Origin of the sequence: Massilia sp. (assembly GCF_031995545.1) — a bacterium.
GTDB lineage: Bacteria > Pseudomonadota > Gammaproteobacteria > Burkholderiales > Burkholderiaceae_D > Telluria.
On record NZ_DAMAGA010000003.1, the window covers coordinates 85853 to 106590 of the forward strand.

At 64.9% G+C, this 20738-nt stretch carries 18 protein-coding genes; 10 read left to right on the top strand and 8 right to left on the bottom strand.

From position 1 onward, the window contains the following. Positions 1-45: 45 nt before the first annotated feature. On the top strand, positions 46-363 hold the full coding sequence (locus tag RTQ83_RS03895) for a hypothetical protein (protein ID WP_312511366.1): 318 nt from the start codon (positions 46-48) through the stop codon (positions 361-363). A gap of 53 nt (positions 364-416) precedes the next feature. After that, positions 417-764 carry a hypothetical protein gene (locus RTQ83_RS03900; RefSeq protein WP_312511367.1) on the top strand — a complete coding sequence of 116 codons (348 nt, stop codon included), beginning with the start codon at positions 417-419 and terminating at the stop codon, positions 762-764. An 11-nt stretch (positions 765-775) separates the two neighbouring features. On the opposite strand, the gene RTQ83_RS03905 is transcribed toward RTQ83_RS03900, so the two are convergent. After that, positions 776-2365 (bottom strand): methyl-accepting chemotaxis protein, encoded by a 1590-nt coding sequence (locus RTQ83_RS03905; RefSeq protein WP_312511368.1) that lies wholly within the window; start codon positions 2363-2365, stop codon positions 776-778. A gap of 465 nt (positions 2366-2830) precedes the next feature. Between RTQ83_RS03905 and RTQ83_RS03910 the strand changes: the two genes are divergently transcribed. From RTQ83_RS03910 to RTQ83_RS03920, 3 genes are all read left to right on the top strand, one after another. After that, positions 2831-3814: a cation diffusion facilitator family transporter gene (locus RTQ83_RS03910; protein WP_312511369.1), complete on the top strand. Its 984-nt coding sequence runs from the start codon at positions 2831-2833 to the stop codon at positions 3812-3814. Between the two features lie 94 nt (positions 3815-3908). Next, positions 3909-4517 carry a PH domain-containing protein gene (locus RTQ83_RS03915; RefSeq protein WP_312511370.1) on the top strand — a complete coding sequence of 203 codons (609 nt, stop codon included), beginning with the start codon at positions 3909-3911 and terminating at the stop codon, positions 4515-4517. A 191-nt stretch (positions 4518-4708) separates the two neighbouring features. Further along, positions 4709-5185, top strand: a complete 477-nt coding sequence (locus RTQ83_RS03920) for a hypothetical protein (protein WP_312511371.1) — start codon at positions 4709-4711, stop codon at positions 5183-5185. 67 nt (positions 5186-5252) lie between these two features. On the opposite strand, the gene ggt is transcribed toward RTQ83_RS03920, so the two are convergent. Together ggt and RTQ83_RS03930 are read right to left on the bottom strand one after the other, a co-directional pair. Beyond that, entirely contained in the window at positions 5253-7016 is a 1764-nt protein-coding gene (gene ggt / locus RTQ83_RS03925) for a gamma-glutamyltransferase (RefSeq protein WP_312511372.1), read from the bottom strand. Positions 7017-7029: 13 nt separating this feature from the next. Next, positions 7030-7437: a hypothetical protein gene (locus RTQ83_RS03930; protein ID WP_312511373.1), complete on the bottom strand. Its 408-nt coding sequence runs from the start codon at positions 7435-7437 to the stop codon at positions 7030-7032. A 188-nt stretch (positions 7438-7625) separates the two neighbouring features. Between RTQ83_RS03930 and pstS the strand changes: the two genes are divergently transcribed. From pstS to RTQ83_RS03945, 3 genes are all read left to right on the top strand, one after another. Next, positions 7626-8654, top strand: coding sequence for a phosphate ABC transporter substrate-binding protein PstS (pstS, locus tag RTQ83_RS03935; RefSeq protein ID WP_312511375.1), 1029 nt, complete (start codon positions 7626-7628; stop codon positions 8652-8654). Between the two features lie 181 nt (positions 8655-8835). Then, the gene (locus RTQ83_RS03940) at positions 8836-9537 is read left to right on the top strand and encodes a response regulator transcription factor (RefSeq protein WP_312511376.1); all 702 of its coding nucleotides are present in this window, start codon (positions 8836-8838) and stop codon (positions 9535-9537) included. Positions 9538-9688: 151 nt separating this feature from the next. Then, positions 9689-12388, top strand: coding sequence for an EAL domain-containing protein (locus tag RTQ83_RS03945; RefSeq protein ID WP_312511377.1), 2700 nt, complete (start codon positions 9689-9691; stop codon positions 12386-12388). Positions 12389-12446: 58 nt separating this feature from the next. Here the strand turns inward: RTQ83_RS03945 and yghU are convergent, their stop codons facing one another. Further along, complete coding sequence (yghU, locus tag RTQ83_RS03950) at positions 12447-13289, bottom strand: glutathione-dependent disulfide-bond oxidoreductase (protein ID WP_312511378.1); 843 nt, start codon at positions 13287-13289, stop codon at positions 12447-12449. A 166-nt stretch (positions 13290-13455) separates the two neighbouring features. Here yghU and RTQ83_RS03955 point away from each other — a divergent pair, with 166 nt between their 5' ends. Next, positions 13456-14469 carry an alpha/beta hydrolase gene (locus RTQ83_RS03955; protein ID WP_312511379.1) on the top strand — a complete coding sequence of 338 codons (1014 nt, stop codon included), beginning with the start codon at positions 13456-13458 and terminating at the stop codon, positions 14467-14469. A gap of 126 nt (positions 14470-14595) precedes the next feature. Beyond that, positions 14596-16287 (top strand): family 43 glycosylhydrolase, encoded by a 1692-nt coding sequence (locus RTQ83_RS03960; RefSeq protein WP_312511380.1) that lies wholly within the window; start codon positions 14596-14598, stop codon positions 16285-16287. A gap of 39 nt (positions 16288-16326) precedes the next feature. Here the strand turns inward: RTQ83_RS03960 and rpoH are convergent, their stop codons facing one another. The 4 genes from rpoH to ftsY all read right to left on the bottom strand — a co-directional run bounded on the left by rpoH (position 16327) and on the right by ftsY (position 20567). Next, positions 16327-17217: an RNA polymerase sigma factor RpoH gene (gene rpoH / locus RTQ83_RS03965; protein WP_312511381.1), complete on the bottom strand. Its 891-nt coding sequence runs from the start codon at positions 17215-17217 to the stop codon at positions 16327-16329. Positions 17218-17839: 622 nt separating this feature from the next. After that, on the bottom strand, positions 17840-18760 hold the full coding sequence (ftsX, locus tag RTQ83_RS03970) for a permease-like cell division protein FtsX (protein ID WP_312511382.1): 921 nt from the start codon (positions 18758-18760) through the stop codon (positions 17840-17842). Further along, a complete protein-coding gene (locus RTQ83_RS03975; protein WP_312511383.1) occupies positions 18757-19428 on the bottom strand; it encodes an ATP-binding cassette domain-containing protein in 672 nt (223 codons plus the stop codon). Before RTQ83_RS03975 ends, ftsX begins: the two co-directional genes overlap by 4 nt. Before the next feature lie 5 nt (positions 19429-19433). Next, positions 19434-20567 (bottom strand): signal recognition particle-docking protein FtsY, encoded by a 1134-nt coding sequence (gene ftsY, locus RTQ83_RS03980; RefSeq protein ID WP_312511384.1) that lies wholly within the window; start codon positions 20565-20567, stop codon positions 19434-19436. Between the last annotated feature and the right edge of the window lie 171 nt (positions 20568-20738).

Consider the following 20738-nt stretch of genomic DNA (forward strand, 5'->3'; position numbering starts at 1 on the left):
CGTTGGCAGTCTTTTGAATAGTACGGATTTCAGGACGGCGAGCCCATGATCAAATCGCTTTTCCTTCTGCTTGCCAGTCTTGCCATAGCTGGTTGTACGACGGCGAACACCGATCGGGCAGGCAAACCGCCTGCCGTGCTGACAAAGCAAAACGTAATGGGGAATATGCCAGCCCGTCCGTTATCGCTTTACGATGTCGCCTGGGATAATTTCAATCACCGGGGCACCGTGATGTGGAATTGCCGCGAGATTCTGTCGGGTGACATCGTGTCCAATAGCCTGTGCCATGGGAAACCCAGGAACGACCTGCAGTGGCCGGGAATGGGCGTACCGCCGAGTTATCGTGGCGCGCAGATAGAGTGATGCGCCAGCGTCATTCTGCGCCGGTGAGGATGTGCAATCGAGGAGAATGAAGGATGCCGTCGCGTCTTCGAAGCGTCGTCAGGATCTGCGCGCTCGCTGGCGCGCTGACTTACCTGTCGCTGCTGGTACCGGGCCGCCTCACGCGGGTGTGCGGATATATCGACGAGCCGACTTACTGTTCAGCGCTGGCATATGGTTTTCCGGCACTGTTCCTCGTGGATGGATCGCACACCTCGCCCACAGGCTCTGTCGCTCGCGATCCGCTGTCCTTGCTGATCGGCCTCGATGATCTGCTCTGGGGGCGCCTGGGATGGTCGGCGCTGTTCTGGCTCGCCGTTGTGCTTGCCGCCAGGACGGCCTGGCACCGCTGGCGGCGCCGGCGGCAAGCGCAACAGGATTGAGCGGGCAGCCGTCAGCGCAGCAATGCGGTCGGCGCGCCCGATATGGCGGCGCGGCTTGCCGCCAGCTTGAACACCCCCACCGCACCGGCCAGATTGTGTGCCTGGGCGTGCAGGGACGCCGATGCCGACGCGGCTTCTTCGACCAGCGCGGCGTTTTGCTGCATCGTGCTGTCCATGTCGACGATGGTGTCGCTGATCTGCTTGAGCTCCTGTTGCTGCGACTGGCCGGCGTCGGCGATCTCGCCGATGATGCTGGTGACGCGCTTGACGCTGGACACGATCTCTTCCATGGTGCTGCCGGCTTCGCCGACCAGCTTGCCGCCGGCCTCGACCTGCGCCACCGAGTCGTCGATCAGCGCCTTGACGTCCTTGGCGGCAGCGGCGGAGCGGTGTGCCAGGTTGCGCACTTCGGCCGCCACGACGGCGAAGCCGCGGCCCTGCTCGCCGGCGCGCGCCGCTTCCACCGCGGCGTTCAGCGCCAGGATATTGGTCTGGAACGCGATGCCGTCGATGACGCCGATGATGTCGACGATCCGGTTAGAGGAGGCATTGATCGAGTCCATGGTCGAGATCACCTGCGACACCACGGCGCCGCCGTGGGTCGCCACATTGGATGCCGACAGCGCCAGGGTATTGGCCTGGCGCGCATGCTCGCCGTTCGTGCGCACCGTGCTGACCAGGGTTTCCATCGAGGTCGCGGTCTTTTCCAGCGACGCCACCTGTTGTTCGGTGCGCGCCGACAGGTCCATATTGCCCTGGGCGATTTGCGACGACGCCGCGGCGATGGCGTCGGTTCCCTGGCGCACTTCGCTCACGACCTTGGCCAGGTTGTGCTGCATGCTGGCCAGCGACGACAGCAGGCGTCCGATCTCGTCGTCGCCCTCGACATGGAATGTGTGCGTCAGGTCGCCACGCGCCACCGCATGGGCGCCCTCGACCGCCTGGCCGAGCGAGCGGGTCACGCTGCGCAGCACCAGCAGCACGATGGCGCTGAGCGCGATGCCGCAGCCGGCCAGCAGGAATACGGCGCGCCACAGGTCGGCCATGAAGGCCTGGTCCAGGTCGTCGAGATACACGCCGGTCATGAAACTCCAGTCCCACGGGGCATAGGTGAGCACGTAGGCGCCTTTGGGGAACACCTGCTGCTGGTCCGGATGGCCGGGCTTGGGCCAGACGTATTCGACCCAGCCTTCGCCACTCTTTTTGGCGATGGCGGCGACCTCGCTGAATAAATGCACGCCATTCTTGTCCGCGAAATCGGCCAGCGGTTTGCCGATCAATTCTGGCTTCATCGGATGCATCAGCATCGTCGGCTCGGAATTGAGGATGGTGTAATAGCCGTCTTTTCCGTAGCGCATCGATTTCAAACGCTTCAATGCCTGTTCCTGCGCTTCGCCGACCGACATCGCGCCGCTTGCGGCGAGTTCGGCATATTCCTTCACGGTGGACATGCCGACTTCGGTCGTGAATTTGAGGGCGAGCTTGCGTTCTTCGAGCCGCTGCTCGCGGCTTTCATGAATGTGCCAGACGGTCATCGCCGACAGGCATAGCCAGCTGAGAATCAGGGGGAGATACAGTTTGCTGCGGAAGCTGAGTTTCATGGTCGATTCAATAAAGGTGCCGACGGCGCGCTGGCCGTCAAAATCATGCCGGTATCAAGTGTTTGGAAAACCCGATCGCAAGCGGACCCGCTGCGACGTTGCAGCGGGCCGAATGGCGTATCGAGTGGTAATCGTTACCGCGTTTTGGCGACGGTAAATGAAGCGCGCCGCGCCCAGTGGTGTGGCATGGGTGGAACATCATCGACAGTTAATTTTTTGTCGATGATTTGTTTTTACGGGCGGAATTCTATCCAACAGGCAACTTGCTGCACAATCGCGATTCGATTGCCAGATCGTTTTCCAAAGGAAATCTGAAGATGTGTTGTATTTTTCAGACAATAATCCTTGTCAGATTTTCGTGGGCGCGTTGAAACGGCGGTGACACCGTCGCGCGCACTGGTGCGTAGCCGTACAGAGCCGGCGTCCGGCCTTCCTTATGCTTGACCGATGAATGAGGAAAAACGCATGGAAAAGTTCACGTCCAACGCCGACGATGTCGTTGCGCCGTCCCCCGCGCAAGGCAACGCTTTGCGCAGCAACTCGCAAAAAGTCATCTACGCCGCGATCGTCGCCAACCTCGGCATCGCCACCGCCAAATTCATCGTGGCCGGCATTACCGGCAGCGCGTCGATGGTGGCGGAGGGGATTCACTCGGCGGTCGACACCGGCAACGAATTCCTGCTGCTGCTGGGCGAGCGCCGCAGCACGCGCGCGCCCGACCGCAAGCATCCGTTCGGCTACGGCAAATCGATGTACTTCTGGGCGCTGATCGTCGCGCTGTCGGTGTTTTCGCTGGGCGGCGGCCTGTCGATCTACCACGGCGTCGCGGCGCTGCAAGACCCGCCGCCACTGGAAGACCCGTTCTGGAACTACGTGGTGCTGGGCGTGGCGGCGCTGTTCGAAGGCTATAGCTGGAACCTGTCGCGCAAGGCGCTGAACGCAACGCGTGCGCCCGGCATGACGCTGTGGCAGGCGGTCCGCGCCAGCAAGGACGCCTCGGTGTTCACGGTCTTCATCGAGGATTCGGCCGCGCTGCTGGGCATCGCGGTCGCCGCCGCCGGCATCGCGCTCGGTCACTACTTCAACAACCCGTACTTCGACCCGGCCGCCTCGATCCTGATCGGCCTGCTGCTGATCGGCGCCGCCTTCACGCTGGCACGCGAGACCGGCGGCCTGCTGGTAGGCGAGAGCATCGACCGCGAACAGCTGGCCGCGCTGCGCGAACTGTTCGGGCGCGAGCCGGCGCTGGACTCGGTGGCCAGCCTGCGCACGATGCAGATGGGCCCGGAGGACGTGCTGCTGGCGGCCTCGGTGCAGTTCCGGCGCGGCATGCGCATCGACGAAGTCGAGCAGGCGATTGCCCGGCTGGAAGCGGCGATCGCCGCCGAGTATCCGGTGATCCGGCACGTGTATTTCGAGGCGTCGGCATTGCGCGCCGCTTTGCATTGATCTGTCGCGTGTCCTGCCCCGCCTCACCCATGGCGTATTGATCGGCGGGGTGAAGCGGTGCTACTGTGATCTTTTCCAACAGGCGAGGACGGACATGTTCAAGAAATTTGCGGCGGAAGCACTGGGCATCAGCGATATCGGCGTGATCGTCGGCCCCGAGGATTACAGCAAGGTCGATGCTGACGATTACCTGTTCAACGAAGACGGCGAACAGATCTTTTTCCTCATCAAGAGCAAGAAGGACGAATACTGCTTCACCAACCTGGCACTGGTGCACGTGGACGGTGATTCGGCAGTGTCGTCGAAGCGCTCGATCAAGCGCTACGATTACGCATCGCACCGGATCACGGACGTCAGCATCGAGACGGCCGGCACGCTCGACATGGACATCGAGCTCAAATTCAACCTGGATGACACGCGCTTCTCGATCGACATCAAGAAGGCTTTCATCGAGCCGCTGAAGAACATCTACAAGGCATTGTTCACGATCGGCAAGCAGCAGCAGCGTGATGCGCTGTGCCGCGAAAACGCCTTGCGCGCGCTCGACGCCACGGCCTCGGTCCACAAGCTGAATATCGCGCCGGGCGAAGGCGGCCTGGTCAGCCAGTATGGGGCGCTGCTGGCGGCGCTGAACACGGCCATGCTCGACACGCATACCAAGCGCGATTTCAGCGACGTGTTCACCAAGTTCATTCACAACTGATTCATGAAAAAATGCCTGACCGAGCTGGCCGAGGAATATCCGGCGAATGCATCGCAGCTTGAATATTTGTAAGGAGGGGCATGGCAAGCCGGGGCTGAAGCCGTGCGCTGCCGGGGTCGGGCGTAAGTGGCGACACAATGGCAAACGGATGTTTACAGTTGAGTATTCGTTTTCAATGTGTAAAGGAGTCCATGATGAACCAACCCAGCCTGCTTTCCTCCGCCCTGATCGGCGCCGTCGCCAGCGCCCGTTCGATGACCCCGATGGCCACGCTGGCCACCGCGCGCCTGGCCGGGCGCGGCACCCCGGGCCGCCTGGCCCTGCTCGACCGTCCGCTGTTCAAGTACGGCGCGCTGGCGATGGGCGCCGGCGAACTGTACGGCGACAAGATGAAGAGCGCGCCCGACCGCACCGTGTTCCTGGGGCTGCTGGCACGCGTCATGAGCGCAGGCATCGCCGGTGCCGCGCTGGCGCCGAAGGGACGTGAAAAAGCAGGCGCGGCGGTTGCGATCGCGACCGCGGTGCCGCTGGCCTACCTGACGCTGGCCGGCCGCAAGAAAGCGATGGCGAGCATCGGCCAGACCCGCAGCGGCCTGATCGAAGATGCGCTGATCGTCGCCGCCGGCGCCGCGGTGGTGGCGATGGCGACGGATGCGCGTTACGATTGAGAACCTGATGCGCCAGGGCGCGACGAATACATAGCGCCCGTCCCGGCAGCCGGCGCGGGCGCTGCCTTCAATGCCCGCGCCGCTGCACCAGCGCGGTGCCGACGCCATGGCGCCGGCCTTCGCTGACCGCCGTCACGGTGCCGTCCGGATTGAACACCAGCGCGTTCGCCGCGCCGATCTCTTCCGGTGCCGCTTCCCAGCGCTGGCCGAACCCTTCCAGTGCGCGCGCCTGCGCGCTGCCGCCAAAGCCCGGCTCGATCGACGTCTGCGCCGCATTGCGCTGGCTGAGGCGCGGCGCATTCACCGCCGCGTCCATCGGCATGCCCAAGTCGACGTAATTGACGATGGTCTGCAGCACGGTGGTGATGATGGTCGAGCCGCCCGGGCTGCCGATGCTGAAGGCCGGCTTGCCGTTCCTGAGCGCGATGGTCGGCGCCATGCTCGAGCGCGGACGCTTGCCGGCTTCCGGCACGTTCGGGTGCGGCGCGCCGAAGTCGAAGTCGGTCATCTCGTTGTTCAGCAAAAAGCCGTAGCCCGGCACCACGATGCCGCTGCCGCCCCATGATTCGATGGTGAAGGTGTAGGCGACCACGTTGCCGTCCTTGTCCGACACCGTCAGGTGGGTGGTGTGCGCGCTTTCCGGCGCCAGCTTCACGGCGGCGCGCTGCGGGCGCAGCGGCACGCTGGGATCAATCTGGAACGCATACGGGTCGCCCGCTGCCACCGCGCCCGACGCCGCACGGTCTGGCCGGATCAGCGCGCGGCGCTGCGCCGCGAAGTCTTTCGACAGCACGCCGGCAATGGGCGCGTCGATGTATTCCGGATCGGCCAGGTAGGCATCGCGGTCGGCGAAGGCCAGCCGGCTCGCTTCCAGGTACAGGTGCTCGGCGCGTGCGCGCGGCAGCGCCTTCAAATCGAACCCTTCCAGGATGTTGAGGGCATGCGCCACGGTGGCGCCGCCGCTGCTCGGCAGCGGCATGCCGTACAGGTCGTAGCCGCGGTAGGTGCTATGCAGGGCGGGGCGGATGCGCGCCTCGTAGTTGGCCAGGTCGGCCAGGCTCATGGCGCCGGGACGCACGCTGGCGCCTGCCGCCACCGGCGGCTTGTTCACGGCATCGACGATGGCGTGCGCGATCGGTCCTTCGTAGAAGGCTTTGACACCGCCGGCGGCGATCTCGCGGTAGGCGCGTGCCATGCCGGGATTGCGCAGCAGCGTGCCGCTTGGCAGCGCCTTGCCCTTGTGCAGGTATAGCTCGCTCGTCGGCGCGAACTGGCGGAATTTGCCTTCGTTCTGCGCGAGCAGGTAGTTGAAATTCTGGTTCAGTGTAAAGCCCTGTTCGGCCACGGCAATCGCCGGCGCCAGTACCTGCTTGAAGCGCATGCTGCCGTAGCGTTCGAGCGCCTCGTGCCAGCCGCGCACCGTGCCCGGCACCCCGACCGCGGCGCCGCTGGCGACAGCGGTATCGAAGTCGATCGGCTTGCCGTCCTGCTGGAACCATTGCGCGCTGGTCTTCGCCGGCGCCGTCTCGCGGTGGTCGATCGTGATCACGCGGTTTTCCTTGGCCTGGTAGATCACAATGAAGCCGCCACCACCGATGCCGCAGCTGAACGGGTCGGTCACGCCCAGCGTGGCGGCCGCGGCCACGGCGGCGTCGATCGCGTTGCCGCCCTGGTTCAGGATGTCGAGCGCCGATTGCGAGGCCTGGGCGCTGATGGTGGCGACCGCGCCGCCGCTGCCGGTGGCAACCGGCGCTGCAGCGGCCTGACCTGCCACGACGATGGACAACACCAGGGACAGCGCCGGCCGCGCGGCGCGTGCGGGGACGTTCATCACGCCGCCGCCGTCAGTGGTTGTACATGTTGAACGCCACCGGATACGAGGCCGGCCGTTCTTCTTTCATGCCACGCGCCGGGACGGCGAGATGACGGTCGAGCTCGATGCGCGAGCCGCGCAGGGCGGGCGAGGTGTAACCCGGCTTGCCCGGCACCAGCCAGAAGGCCTGGGCGATGCCGCCCACGCGCAGCGTGAAGCGGTAGGCCACCTGGCCGGCGCTGATGCAGCGCGCATTGTCCGGGCAGCGGCTGTCGTCGGCGCCCTCGTAGGTGATGCTCAGGCGCTGCTCGGGCGCCAGGCTGATCGCCTGGTGCTCGACCAGGTTGTAGCGTGCCTCGGGCAGGCGTTCGGTGGCGGCGCAGGCGGTCAGCAGAACGGCTGCAAGGCCGGTACAGCAAATGCGGGGCAGGGAGCGCATCGTGTCGTCCAGGGGGTATTGACGGGAGAATCCATGATAGCAAAACCATAAGGAAGCGGTCGCGCCACTGTAAAAAGCCGCGTCATATTGCGGCCGATGTCACGTCATAAACAGGTCATATTCGGCAGCTATTCTTTGCTCCGTAGTCCAAAACACTCCCCTTAACCAGGAATAGGAATAACAAGCCAATGTTCAAGAAGATCCTCGCCGGCGCAGCCGCCGCACTCGTCATGACGACCTCGTTTGCCGCTGACATGACCGGCGCAGGCGCTACCTTCCCGTACCCGATCTACGCCAAGTGGGCCGAGGGCTACAAGGCAGCGACCGGCAACGGCCTGAACTATCAATCGGTTGGCTCGGGCGCCGGCATCAAGCAGATCAAGGCCAAGACCGTCGACTTCGGCGCGTCGGACATGCCGCTGAAAGCGGACGAACTGGAAAAAGAAGGCCTGATGCAGTTCCCGGCGATCATGGGCGGCGTGGTTGCCGTGGTCAACGTCGACGGCGTGACCCCGGGCCAGCTGAAGATGACCGGTCCGGTGCTGGCCGACATCTACATGGGCAAGATCACCAAGTGGAACGCGCAGCCGATCGCTGCCCTGAACCCGGGCGTGAAACTGCCTGACACCGACATCACCGTCGTGCACCGCGCCGACAGCTCGGGCACCTCGTTCCTGTGGACCGACTACCTGTCGAAGACCAGCCCGGCCTGGAAAGACACCATCGGCGCCGGCACCACCGTGAAGTGGGCCGTGGGCGTGGGCGGCAAGGGCAACGAAGGCGTCGCCGCCAACGTGCAGCGTATCAAGGGCGCGATCGGCTACGTCGAGTGGGCCTACGCCAAGAAGAACAAGCTGTCGCACACCCAACTGCGCAACAAGGATGGCGTCGACCTGCAGCCTAGCGACGACGCCTTCAAGGCCGCCGCCGCCAACGTCGAGTGGACCAAGGCCCCGGGCTTCGGCGTGGTGCTGACCGACGGCGCCGGCAAGCAAAGCTGGCCGATCACCGGCGTGTCGTACATCCTGATGCACAAGACCCAGCAAGACGCCAACAAGGGCCGCGAAGTCGTGAAGTTCTTCGACTGGTCGTTCAAGAACGGCGCCCCGGCTGCAGCCGAGCTGGACTACGTGCCGATGCCGGCGACCGTCGTCAAGCAAGTGCAGGACGCATGGAAGAGCAACCTGAAGGATGCTTCGGGCAAGGCGATTCTGTAATAGCTGCACGCGATATCCGGTGGCCTGGCCACCGGTCCGTAGGGTTGGCGGCTCCGCCGCCGACGCGGTGGTCGTTTGCAGCAAGATCATCCGGCACGAGAGCGGAGCCGCCAACAATCCACGCGTCGGCGGCGCAGCCGCCAACCCCACGCCCACCCGCATCATCCACACCGAGCATCCCATGACAACGGCCAACACGATCGTCCTGGTGATCGACGACAAGCCCGCGATTGCCGAACTGCTCAAGTTCTCGCTGCACGAGGACGAGTGGGTCTGGCACAACGTACCGAGCCTGGCGCAAGCCTGGGACTTCATCGGCCGCGAGCGCCCCGAACTGTTGCTGCAGGAATCGATGCTGCGCCACGAAGGCGGCATGCGTCTGCTGGCACGCCTGCGCGGCGACCGCCGCCTGCGCGAGCAGCCGGTGATCCTGCTGGCGGCCGACTGCGCCGAAGGCGAGCGCGCATTGGCCCCGGGCGTGCCGGTCTCCCATCCCGAATTCATTCCCCAGCCGGCGCCGGCCGACGATGTACTCAACGGTGGGCACAACGGCGGCCGCGACGGCATCCGCGAAAACTCGCCCGAATCGCGCCTGCTGCGCTCGGGCCGCCTGGTGCTCGATCCGCTCAGCTGCAGCGTACGTGTCGGCAACCACAAGGTCGAAGTGCGCCATGCCGAATACCGGCTGCTGCGCTTCCTGCTGTGCCATCCGGGCCAGGTGTTTTCGCGCACCCAGTTGCTGGAGCAGTTGTGGGAAGCCCACGAATCGCTCGACCAGCGCACCGTCGACGTCCACGTGCTGCGCCTGCGCAAGGCACTGGGCCGCGCCAAGTCGCTGATCAAGACCGTACGCGGCGCCGGCTACATGCTTTCGCCGGGCTGATCCCTTCCTGATTGTTCCGATTGTTCCGACTCCCGGCGCGGCGCGCCGGCGATGCCTCACTTCGTTCCCTGCAGTAGTTATTTACATGTCACAACGCTGACATGTTTGCTCTCTAGACTTGCGGCAACTTGTCTTTCTTCCCGGACGCAGCATGAGCAAACATCCCGGCCTCGCCCCTTACCGCAGCAAGCGCCTCTTGGTGCTGATCTGGCCGCTGCTGGCAGTGCTGGCCTGCGTGACGGTGTGGAGCGCGACGGTCATCCGCGCCAACACCGAGCAGCATCGCCTCGACACCCAGGCACGCAAGGACGCCACCGCCTATGCGGAGGCCTACGAGCAGTACATCACGCGCTCGGTGGCGCAGATGGACCAGATCACCATGCAGCTGAAATTCAGCTGGGAGAATTCGCGCCAGCCGGGTTTGCTCGATGAGATGCGGCGCGACGGCATGTTCACCGACAGCGCCTTCCACGTGGTCGCCGTGCTCGACCGTACCGGCATGGTGCGCTCCAGCACCCGCGCCGGCCTGGTCGGCACCGACCTGGCGGCCGGCAATTACTTCAGCCAGCACCGCGACAACAATTCCACCGCGCTGCGGGTCGGCGCCGCGCCAAGCCAGTTCGGCGCCGCCAGCGAGGTGGTGCTGTTCACGCGCCGCCTCGACACCCGGGACGACGAGTTCGACGGCATCGTGCTGATGGCGGTCGATGCCCGCTATTTCACGTCCTTCGTCAGTCCGGCCACGCTGGGTGCCGGCGGGGTGGTGGCGCTGGCCGGCAGCGAAGGGCGCCTGCGCGTGGAGCAGTACAGCGACGGCAATACCTTCACCGACGCCGGCACGCTGCCGCGCGCGAGCGGCCTGTGGGTCAGCGACAGCGGCGTGCGCGTGATCGATGGTGCAAATTCGGGCGCAGGGTCAGGCGCCGACGGCTTCCTCGACGGCCAGCCGCGCGTGCTGGGCTGGCGCAAGTCGACCGTGTATCCGCTGGTGGCGCTGGTCGGCCTGCCGCAAAGCGAGGCCATGGCGTCAAGCAACAGCTACTGGGTCGACAGCCGCGACCGCGCCATCATCGCCTCGGTATGCCTGCTGCTGCTGGGCGCGGTGGGAGCGGCCCTGACCCGGCGCGCCACCCAGCGCGAGCGCGAGCAGGACGAAGTGCGGCGCGCCTACCGCACCGCTACCGAGAGCGGCAACGACGGCTTCTACATGGCGGCCGCGGTGCGCGGGCGCGATGGCGACATCCTGGACTTCCGCATCGTCGACTGCAACGAACGTGGCGCCTTCTTCTACGGCATGACGCGCGGAGAGCTGGTCGGGTCGAGCCTGTCGCAGATCGACAGCGGCCTGTTCGGTGAAGCGCTGCTCTCCACCTACTGCAAGGCGATGGAAGCGGGCTTCTACGAAGACGACCGCAGAATGCCAAGCGATAACCGGCTGAATATCAGCTGGGGCCGCCGGCGCCTGGTACGGGTCGGCAATGGCCTGGCCGTGACGCTGCAGGACATCAGCGAGAAAAAGGCGCATGAGTCCGAGCTGGAGCGCCTGGCGAACGAGGATTCGCTGACCGGTCTCGCCACCCGTCACGCTTTCCTGAACCGCATGCCGGCCATGCTGGCGCAAGCCCAGGCGGCGAGCACCGGCGCCGCGCTGCTGTTCATCGACCTCGACGAATTCAAGCACGTCAACGATTCGCACGGCCACGCCACCGGTGATCAGTTACTGAAGGCCGCGGCTGGCCGCCTGCTGTCGCTGCTGCGTCCGAGCGACGGCGTGGCGCGCTTCGGCGGCGACGAATTCGTGGTGCTGCTCAATCCCTGCGACGGCGAGCGCCAGGCTGCGTCGGTCGCGGCGCGCATCGTCGACGCGTTCGGGGTGCCGTTCCTGATCGGCGACGAGCTGCACGCGGTGGGCGCCTCGATCGGCATCAGCCTGTACCCGCGCGACGGGGCCGATGCCGAGACCCTGGTGCGCCACAGCGATATCGCCATGTACGCCGGCAAGAACGATGGCAAGAGCCAGTACCGCTTCTTCGATCCGTCGCTGTCGTCGAACCTGAATTCGCGCGCGCGTTTGAAACAGAACATGCTGGAAGCGATCGAAGGCGACCAGTTCGTGCTGCACTACCAGCCGCGCGTCGATGCGCGTACCGGCGAGTTGCTGAGCATGGAGGCGCTGGTGCGCTGGCAGCATCCGACGCTGGGCATGGTGGCGCCGGGCGAATTCATCCCGCTGGCCGAAGCCACCGGCCTGATCGTGCGCATCGGCGAGATCGTGATCGACAAGGCCTGCGCCCAGCTGGCCGCCTGGCGCGAGGCCGGGGTGGGGCTGGTGCCGGTGTCGATCAACGTCTCGCCCAAGCAGTTCCTGCGCGGCGGCGTGCAGCGTCAGCTGAGCGGCGCGCTGGCACGCTATCGCGTGCCGGCCAGCCTGATCGAAGTCGAGATCACCGAGTCGGCGATGATGGGCGACCAGGACGATATCCTGGCCGAACTGGCGGCGCTGCGTTCGCTGGGCGTCAAGTTGCACGTGGACGATTTCGGCACCGGCTACTCGTCGCTGTCGCAGCTGCAGCGGCTCAAGATGGACGTGCTGAAGGTGGACCGCGCGTTCACGACCGAGCTGGCCAATTCGAAGGAGGGCAAGGTGTTCTTCCAGGCCATCGTGTCGATGGCGCACGCGCTCGGGATGTCGGTGGTGGCCGAGGGCGTGGAGACCGAGGAGCAGCTGGCAATTCTGCGCAATCTCGATTGCAACGAGGTGCAGGGGTACTTCATCGCGCGTCCGGTGCCGGCGCAGGAGATGGCCGAGATGATGACGCGCAGGTTCTTGCTCGACACCGCCGCAGCATGATGTGATCGCAACGTAGGGTGGCGGCTCTGCCGCCGACCCTACCGTTCGTCCACGGCTATTAATCGAGATCGGCTGCCGAATGTCGTTCGTGCACCTGATCTTCTTCCGGCCCGAACGAGCGATTCACCTTGCGCCCGCGGATCACCGCCGGACGCGCCGCGATCTCGTCGGCCCAGCGCTTGACGTGCTTGTACTCATGCACCGACAGGAACTCGGCCGCCTCGTACAGCTGCCCCAGCACCAGTCCGCCATACCACGGCCAGATCGCCATGTCGGCAATCGTATACTCGTCGCCGGCTACGTAGCGGTGCTCGGCCAGCTGGCGATCGAGCACGTCGAGCTGGCGCTTGGTTTCCATCGCGTAGCGGTCGATCGGATATTGGTATTTCTCCGGCGCATACGCATAGAAGTGGCCGAAGCCGCCGCCCACGAAGGGCGCCGAACCCATCTGCCAGAACAGCCAGTTGAAGGTCTCGGCGCGCGCCGCGCCATCCTTGGGCAGGAAGGCGCCGAACTTGTCGGCCAGGTGGACCAGGATCGAACCGGATTCGAACACGCGCACCGGCTTGTCGCCGCTTTGGTCGAGCAGGGCCGGGATCTTCGAATTCGGATTGACATTGACGAAGCCGCTCGAGAACTGATTGCCTTCGTTGATGCGGATCAGCCAGGCGTCGTACTCGGCGCCGGTGTGGCCCGCCGCCAGCAGTTCTTCCAGCATGATCGTCACCTTCACGCCGTTCGGCGTGGCCAGCGAATACAGCTGGAACGGGTGCTTGCCGACTGGCAGTTCCTTGTCGTGGGTCGGCCCTGCGACCGGGCGGTTGATGCTGGCGAAGGTACCGCCCGATGATGCGGGTGGGGTCCAGACTTTCGGTGGGACGTACGTCGATTGCTCAGCCATGGGTTCTCCTCGAGATTGCCTGTTCAGTAAGGATGGTAGAAATGCATTCTAGCCAAACGCCCGAAGATGCGCTGGCGGCCTTCGGTTTCTCCGGCCCGGCCAGCTGCGCGGCGCGGCGCGCAGCTCGTGCTTACAATGAGATCGTCAACACTGAACAGGAGCCAGGATGCCCATGCCGATCGACGACGCCATGCTCGATGAAGCCCGGCGCTTCAACGACAAGCTGGCGCACATGCCGCGCTTCGGCATCCGCAACCGCTGGGCGCCGCGATTGATGCAGGCGCTGCTGCGGCTGTCGCAGTTCGGTGCCGACCGCAAGCTGCGCCGCCGCGGCCTGCTTGTCGAGCGGCGCACCGTGAAGGAGGGCAGGATCAAGGTGCCAGTCCGCATCCTGCGTCCGCGCGGACCGGCAACCGGCGTCATCCTCGACATCCACGGCGGCGGCTGGGTGATCGGCAACGCGGCGATGAACGACGCGCTCAATGCCGGCTATGCCGAGGCGTGCAACGCGATCGTGGTGTCGGTCGATTACCGGCTGGCGACCCATGCACCACTAGAGCGCTTGATGGACGATTGCCTGGTGGCCGCGCGCTGGCTGCTGGGTGGTGGATTGCCGGAGTGCGCCGGGTTGCCGGTGGTGATGATCGGCGAGTCGGCCGGCGGCCACCTGGCCGCCGTGACGCTGCAGCGTTTGCAGGCAGCGCCCGAGCTGCTGCGGCAAGTCGCCGGCGCCGTCCTGTACTACGGCGTGTACGACCTGGCCGGCACGCCCAGCGTGCACGCGGCCGGTCCCGACACCCTGGTGCTGGATGGAACCTGCATGGTATCGGGCCTGCGCATGCTCACGCCCGACCTCGATGACGTTGCGCGCCGGGCGCCGGCCTTGTCGCCGCTGTTCGGCGATCTGGCCGGAATGCCGCCGGCGCTGATGGTGGTCGGCGAGGCCGATCCATTGCTCGACGATACCCTGGAACTGGCGCAGCGCTGGCGCGCGGTGGCCGATGTCGAACTGAATCGCCTGCCGGATGCGCCGCATGGTTTCATCCATTTTCCGACCGCCATGGCGCAGGCGACCTGCGTTCACGCCCAGGAATGGATGCGTGCCCGCTTCGCCGAGGCGGGCGCGAACACGTCGCCGGGACTAACAAAAACGTCGAGAAATCTAGAACTATCTGCATAGCGCTAGCATTTTCTGCCGCGTTGCTGGCCGCGCGCGTCCGTTTTGCCTATCCTGTCTTGCTGAGCCGCTCTGCCCGCACATGACGGCCACCCTACAAAACCAACAGCCCGACAGGGCAATCGAGACATGACCAAGCAATCGCGCCGAGACGCTTTCAAGACCCTGCTGGCCGGAGCCAGCCTGCCGCTGGCGCCCGTCGCCGCGGCCCACGCCGCCGCCCTATCCGCCACCTGTTCCACCCCGGCGCCGACGCGCTGGAAACGCGGCATCGAAGGCCAGCGCCAGGCCGACCAGGGCGACGGCACCTTCATCAACCCGATCATCGCCGGCGACCATCCCGATCCGACCATCCTCAAGGACGGCAAGGATTATTACCTGACCTATTCCTCGTTCTATTCCTATCCGGGACTGGTGATCTGGCATTCGACCGACCTGGTCAACTGGCGTCCGGTGGGACCGGCGCTGCACAGGCCACTGGGGACGATCTGGGCGGTCGACCTGTGCAAGCACAACGGCCGTTACTTCATCTACATCCCGGCCGCGCCGGACGGCAAGCCGTGGTCGATCTACGTGATCTGGGCCGACAAGATCGAGGGGCCGTGGAGCGATCCGATCGACCTCAACATCGCCGACTGCATCGATCCCGGCCACATCGTCGGCGAGGACGGCAAGCGCTACCTGTTCGTGAACGGCATCCGCAAGATCCGGCTCAAGGACGACGGCCTGGCCACCGACGGTCAGCTGGAGAAGGCCTATCAGCCATGGCGTTATCCGGAGGACTGGGTGACCGAAAACTTCGCGCCGGAAGGCCCCAAGCTGCTGCGCCGCGGTAAATATTTTTACCTGGTGACGGCGGTCGGCGGCACTGCGGGACCGGTGACGGGCCACATGGTGATCGCGGCGCGCTCGACCTCGGTGCATGGGCCGTGGGAGCATCACCCGGGCAATCCGCTGGTGCGCTCGATGTCCACTAGCGAACCCTGGTGGTCGCGTGGTCACGCGACGGCGGTCGAAGGGCCGGCCGGGGACTGGTGGCTGGTGTATCACGGCTACGAGAACGGCTATCGCACGCTGGGACGCCAGACCTTGCTGGAGCCGATGGAGTGGACCGCCGACGGCTGGTTCCGCGCGCTGGGCGGCGATCTGTCGAAACCGCTGCCGAAACCGAAAGGCGGCAAGGCTGGGCCGGCCGGCGTTGCCCTGTCGGATGACTTCAGCCGCAACCGCTTCGGCGTGCAGTGGGCGTTCCACGATCCGGCGCCGGACGAGGCGGCGCGTGCGCAGTACACCGGCAAGGCGTTGCGCATCGCCGGGCGTGGGGCGTCACCAGTCGACAGCCGGCCGCTGACCTGTTCGGTGGGCGACCGTTCGTATGAGGTGGAGGTGACGCTCGAGCTGAGCGGGCAGGGCGAGGGCGGGGTGCTGCTGTTCTACAGCCAGAAGGCGTTCGTGGGACTGGGCTTCGCGGCCGAGCACGTCAAGACCTTCCAGTATGCCGAGGAGCAGGGCTGGGCGCGGGTGCCGCGCAAGACGTTACGCGTACGGGTGCGGATGACCAATGACGAGCATGTGGTGACGTTCAGGTATTCGCACGACGAGGGCAAGACCTGGACGCTGCACGGGACGCGGATGGAGGTGTCCGGGATCCACCACAATGTGTTCGGTGGCTTCCTGAGCCTGAAGGTGGGTTTGTACAGCGCGGGCAGTGGGGCGGTGACGTTCAGCGATTTCCGTTACCGCGCGCTGGCGTGGGGTTGGCGGCATAGCCATCGCTACATTAAAAAGCCATTCCCGATAAAAAAAGCCATCCCCACATAACGCGGGGATGGCTTTTTGCGATTGGCTGGAAAGCCGACGTTACATGTACGCCGCCAGCGCACCCTTCATCTTCTTCAGCGCCGCCGATTCGATCTGACGAATCCGCTCGGCCGACACGCCGAACTCTTCCGCCAGCGTATGCAGCGTCGCACCCGAGCCATCGTCGTTGGCCAGCCAGCGCGCTTCGACGATACGGCGCGAACGTGGATCCAGCTTCGACAGCGCGGTTTCCAGACCTTCCGACTGCAGACGGGTCACCTGTTCCGCTTCCAGCACGCGGGTCGGCTCTTCGCGGTCCGACGACAGGTAGGCGATCGGCGAGAACTTGTCGTCTTCGTCGTCGGTCGGCGCTTCCAGCGCGATATCGCGGCCCGACAGGCGGGTTTCCATCTCGATCACTTCTTCGCGCTTGACGCCCAGTAACTTGGCCAGATCGTCCACCTGGCCCGGCGACATCGCGTCCAGGCCCTGCTTGTTGCTGCGCAGATTGAAGAACAGCTTGCGCTGGGCCTTGGTCGTAGCGACCTTCACCAGACGCCAGTTCTTCAAGATGTATTCGTGCATCTCGGCCTTGATCCAGTGCATGGCGTACGACACCAGGCGCACGCCCTGGTTCGGGTCGAAACGCTTGACTGCTTTCATCAGGCCGATATTGCCTTCCTGGATCAGGTCGGCGTGCGGCAGGCCGTAGCCCAGGTAGCCGCGGGCAATCGACACCACCAGGCGCAGGTGCGACAGCACCAGCTTTTGCGCGGCGTCCAGATCGTTATTGTCCTGCAGCCGCTTCGCCAGCGAGACTTCTTCCTCGTGCGTCAGCATCGGCAGGCGGTTGACCGCAGAAATATACGCGTCGATATTGCCGAGATTGCCGGTGAAACCAAGTCCCAGAGCACGACTGCCGGCCGGAACCAATGCGGATTGTGCGGACATATTCATTTCCCTTTTAGTAATCTTGCTGCATCCTCAATGTGCCACCCAAGCTTTCTTGAAGGCACTGTTGTTACGCCTTGTTACGACATATCACAGTGCGTGACATGGATGCTTCACTTGAATTTTCATTTGGATCAATCCATATATTAGCACTCTCCCGAGGTGAGTGCCAGGATTGGCCCAGTCGCTTAAGGTTGTCCAAAGTATTGCTTTTTGGAATCAAATTGCGGTCGATTCCACTGTAGAGCAGAGCGTGCAGGTCCAGTTGATTTGACTCAAAAGTAAGGTTGAAAACACTGGAATCGCGTTGAGATACAGGTTACGGCGAGAGAATCCGTGACTCTGTTGAATGGCGCACGTAGGCAGGGTGCGCTCTGTAGGAGTTTTTCGCACGCGTGCGTAGGGAGGAGCGGCAGTACCGTAGGATTCGCGACGCAGGGCAGGGTGCTGTCGGCGGCGAATAAAAGGGAGGCAGCCACACTCGATGGCCGCCTCGCCCTGCCAAGGAAGTAAGGTCGCTTATCGCGATTTCAACACTTGGTGATGCAATTTTTTTACATCCATAATGTAGGAGCGGCGATGCCGGCCGAGGCCGCATCGCCGCTCGCCCACAAAAGCGTGCTCAGCGTACCCGCGCCAGATGGCGCCGTACCGACAGCAGCGCGCCGATCAGCCCCAGCCCGGCGCTGATCGCCAGCAGGCCGGCGCTCTCGAGGCCGCCCAGCGGCAGCAGCTGGAAGTTAGAACCGTACAACTGCGCGAACTGGGCGATGGCCTTGTTCAGCGGATTCAGCGCCAGTGCCACCACCCCCAGCGCCACCGCGCCCGCGGCCAGGCCGAGCAGGGCGCCGGTGTAGTAGAACGGACGGTGGATGAAATCGTTGGTGGCGCCCAAGAGCTTGGCGACCGAAATCTCTTCCTTCTGCGTCAGTACCTGCAAACGGATGGTATTGAACACCACCGCGATCACCACGATGCCCAGCGTCACCGCCAGCAACAGCAGGGCCAGGCGCAGGATGCCGAGCAGGGCGGCCAGGCGCTTGACCCAGCTCGAATCGACCTGCACCGTATCCACGCCTGGCAAGGCGCGCAATTGCTCGGTGATGATGTCCACCTCGGCGGCGGCGCCGGCACTGGCGAAGCCGTCCAGCTTCATCACATAGCTGTCGGGCAGGGGATTGTCGCCCAGCGTGTCGAGCACGTCGCCCAGACCGCTGCGCTCCTTGAGCGAAGCGAGCGCCTGCTCACGTGGCACGAAAGCGACTTCGGCGCGGCTGCCGGAGAGGATGTTGCGCACCTGCGGCGCCAGTGCTTCGGCGTCGGCGCGGCTGGCGTCCTCGCGCATGAACAGGCTGATTTCGGGATCGACCGATAACTGTTCCGACAGCGGCTTGACGTTGTCGAGCAGGGTGATGCCGGCGAACGGCAGGGTCAGCGCGAGCGCCACCACCAGCACGTTGAACAGGAAACTGCCGGGTGACTTGCGTACCGTCCCGAGGGCGGCCTTGAAGGCGAAATGATGCTGGCGCAGCCACGGGCTCATGCTGCACCTCCGACCAGTTGGCCTTGTTCAAGGCGGATCACGCGCGCGGCGCCGTCCAGCACCTGTTCGTCGTGGGTCGAGATCACGCAAGTCACGCCGGCGGCGTTGAAAGCGCGCAGCGCATCGAGCACGCGCTCGGCCGCGGCGCGGTCGAGGTTGGCGGTCGGTTCGTCGGCCAGGATGATCTGCGGCCGGTTCACGATGGCGCGCGCCACCGCCACCCGCTGCTGTTCGCCGCCGGACAGTTCCAGTGGCATCGCCTTGGCGCGGTCCAGCAGGCCGACGCGGTCGAGTGCGGCGCGGGCGCGCTCGGCGGCTTCGGCCGAGCGGGCGCCGGTGACCAAGAGCGGCAGCATGGTGTTGGCCAGGATATTGCGGTCGTTCAGCAGGCGCTGCTGCTGGAAGATGATGCCCATGTTCCGGCGCAGGAAGGGAATGCCGGCCTTGGCGATGCGGCCGACGTCCTGGCCGTTGACGATCACCTTGCCGGCCGTGGGACGTTCCACCGCCGCCACCATCTTCATCAGGGTCGACTTGCCGGCGCCCGACGGCCCGGCCAGGTACACCAGCTCGCCCTTGGCGATATCGAGCGAGACGTCATGCAGCGCATACGCGCCCCGGGTGTCGCCGTGCGTATATTGTTTGGATACCGACTGGAAGGCGATCATGGGCATTATCCGAGCAGCGCTTCGACGAATTCTTCGGCGCTAAACGGCTGCAGGTCTTCCAGCTTTTCGCCGACGCCGATGAAGTACACCGGAATCGGGCGGGTGCGCGCGATCGCGGCCAGCACGCCGCCCTTGGCGGTGCCGTCCAGCTTGGTAACCACGAGGCCGGTCAGGCCCAGCGCATCGTCGAAGGCCTTGACCTGCGCCAGCGCGTTCTGACCGGTGTTGCCGTCGATGACCAGGAGGGTTTCGTGCGGCGCATCCGTCATGCCCTTGCCGATCACGCGCTTGATCTTCTTCAGTTCTTCCATCAGGTGCAGCTGGGTCGGCAGGCGGCCGGCGGTGTCGATCATGACGACATCGGTGCCGCGCGCTTTGCCGGACTGCACCGCGTCGAACGCGACCGCGGCCGGGTCGCCCGAAGCCTGCGAGATCACGGTGACGTTGTTGCGCTGGCCCCAGACCATCAATTGCTCGCGCGCGGCGGCGCGGAAGGTGTCGCCGGCGGCCAGCAGCACCGACTGGTCGAAGCGCTGCATGTGCTTGGCCAGCTTGCCGATGGTGGTGGTCTTGCCGGCGCCGTTGACGCCCGAGATCATCATCACCAGCGGTTCGTGGCGGCCCAGTTCGAGGGGCTTCTGCAGCGGCTGCAGCAGTTCGATCATCAGGCCCTTGAGCGCGCCCTTGACGGCGGCGGCGTCGAGCAGCTTGTCTTCCTTGACCTGGCGCCGCAGTTCGTCCAGCAGGTGCTGGGTGGCGTCCATGCCGGCGTCCGACATCAGGAGCGCCGCTTCGAGTTCCTCGTACAGGTCTTCGTCGATGCGCGCACCGACGAACAGCAGCGACAGATTGCTCGAGGTCTTCGACAGGCCGGCCTTCAGGCGCGCCATCCACGAGGTCTTCTTTTCAGCTTCCGTGGTCGGACGTTCGGCGGTTTCGGGGAACAGGTCGCCGCCTTCGTGCAGGATGCTGGGCGGGGTGGATGGGGCGGCGGCCGGGACCGGAGTCGGCGCGGGGGCGGGTACAACAGCGGGAGCAGGCGCGGGGGCGGGCGCAGGTGCGGGCGCAGGAGCGACCGGCACGACTGGTTCCGGCGCAGGCGTTTCCTGCGCTTTTTTTCTCTTGAAGAAGCTAAACATAGTCTGGTGGCGGGACTGCGAGGGAACGCCGGCGCGGGCCGGCGATGAAAAAAGTAGCGAATATTTTACCAGAGCAGCAATACATTCTTGCATCGCACGGGAACGCGACCGTTGCAGGTGGCGCTGTCACATCCATGCTGCAGCTCAGCGTGCGGCGCTGGCGAGGTAACG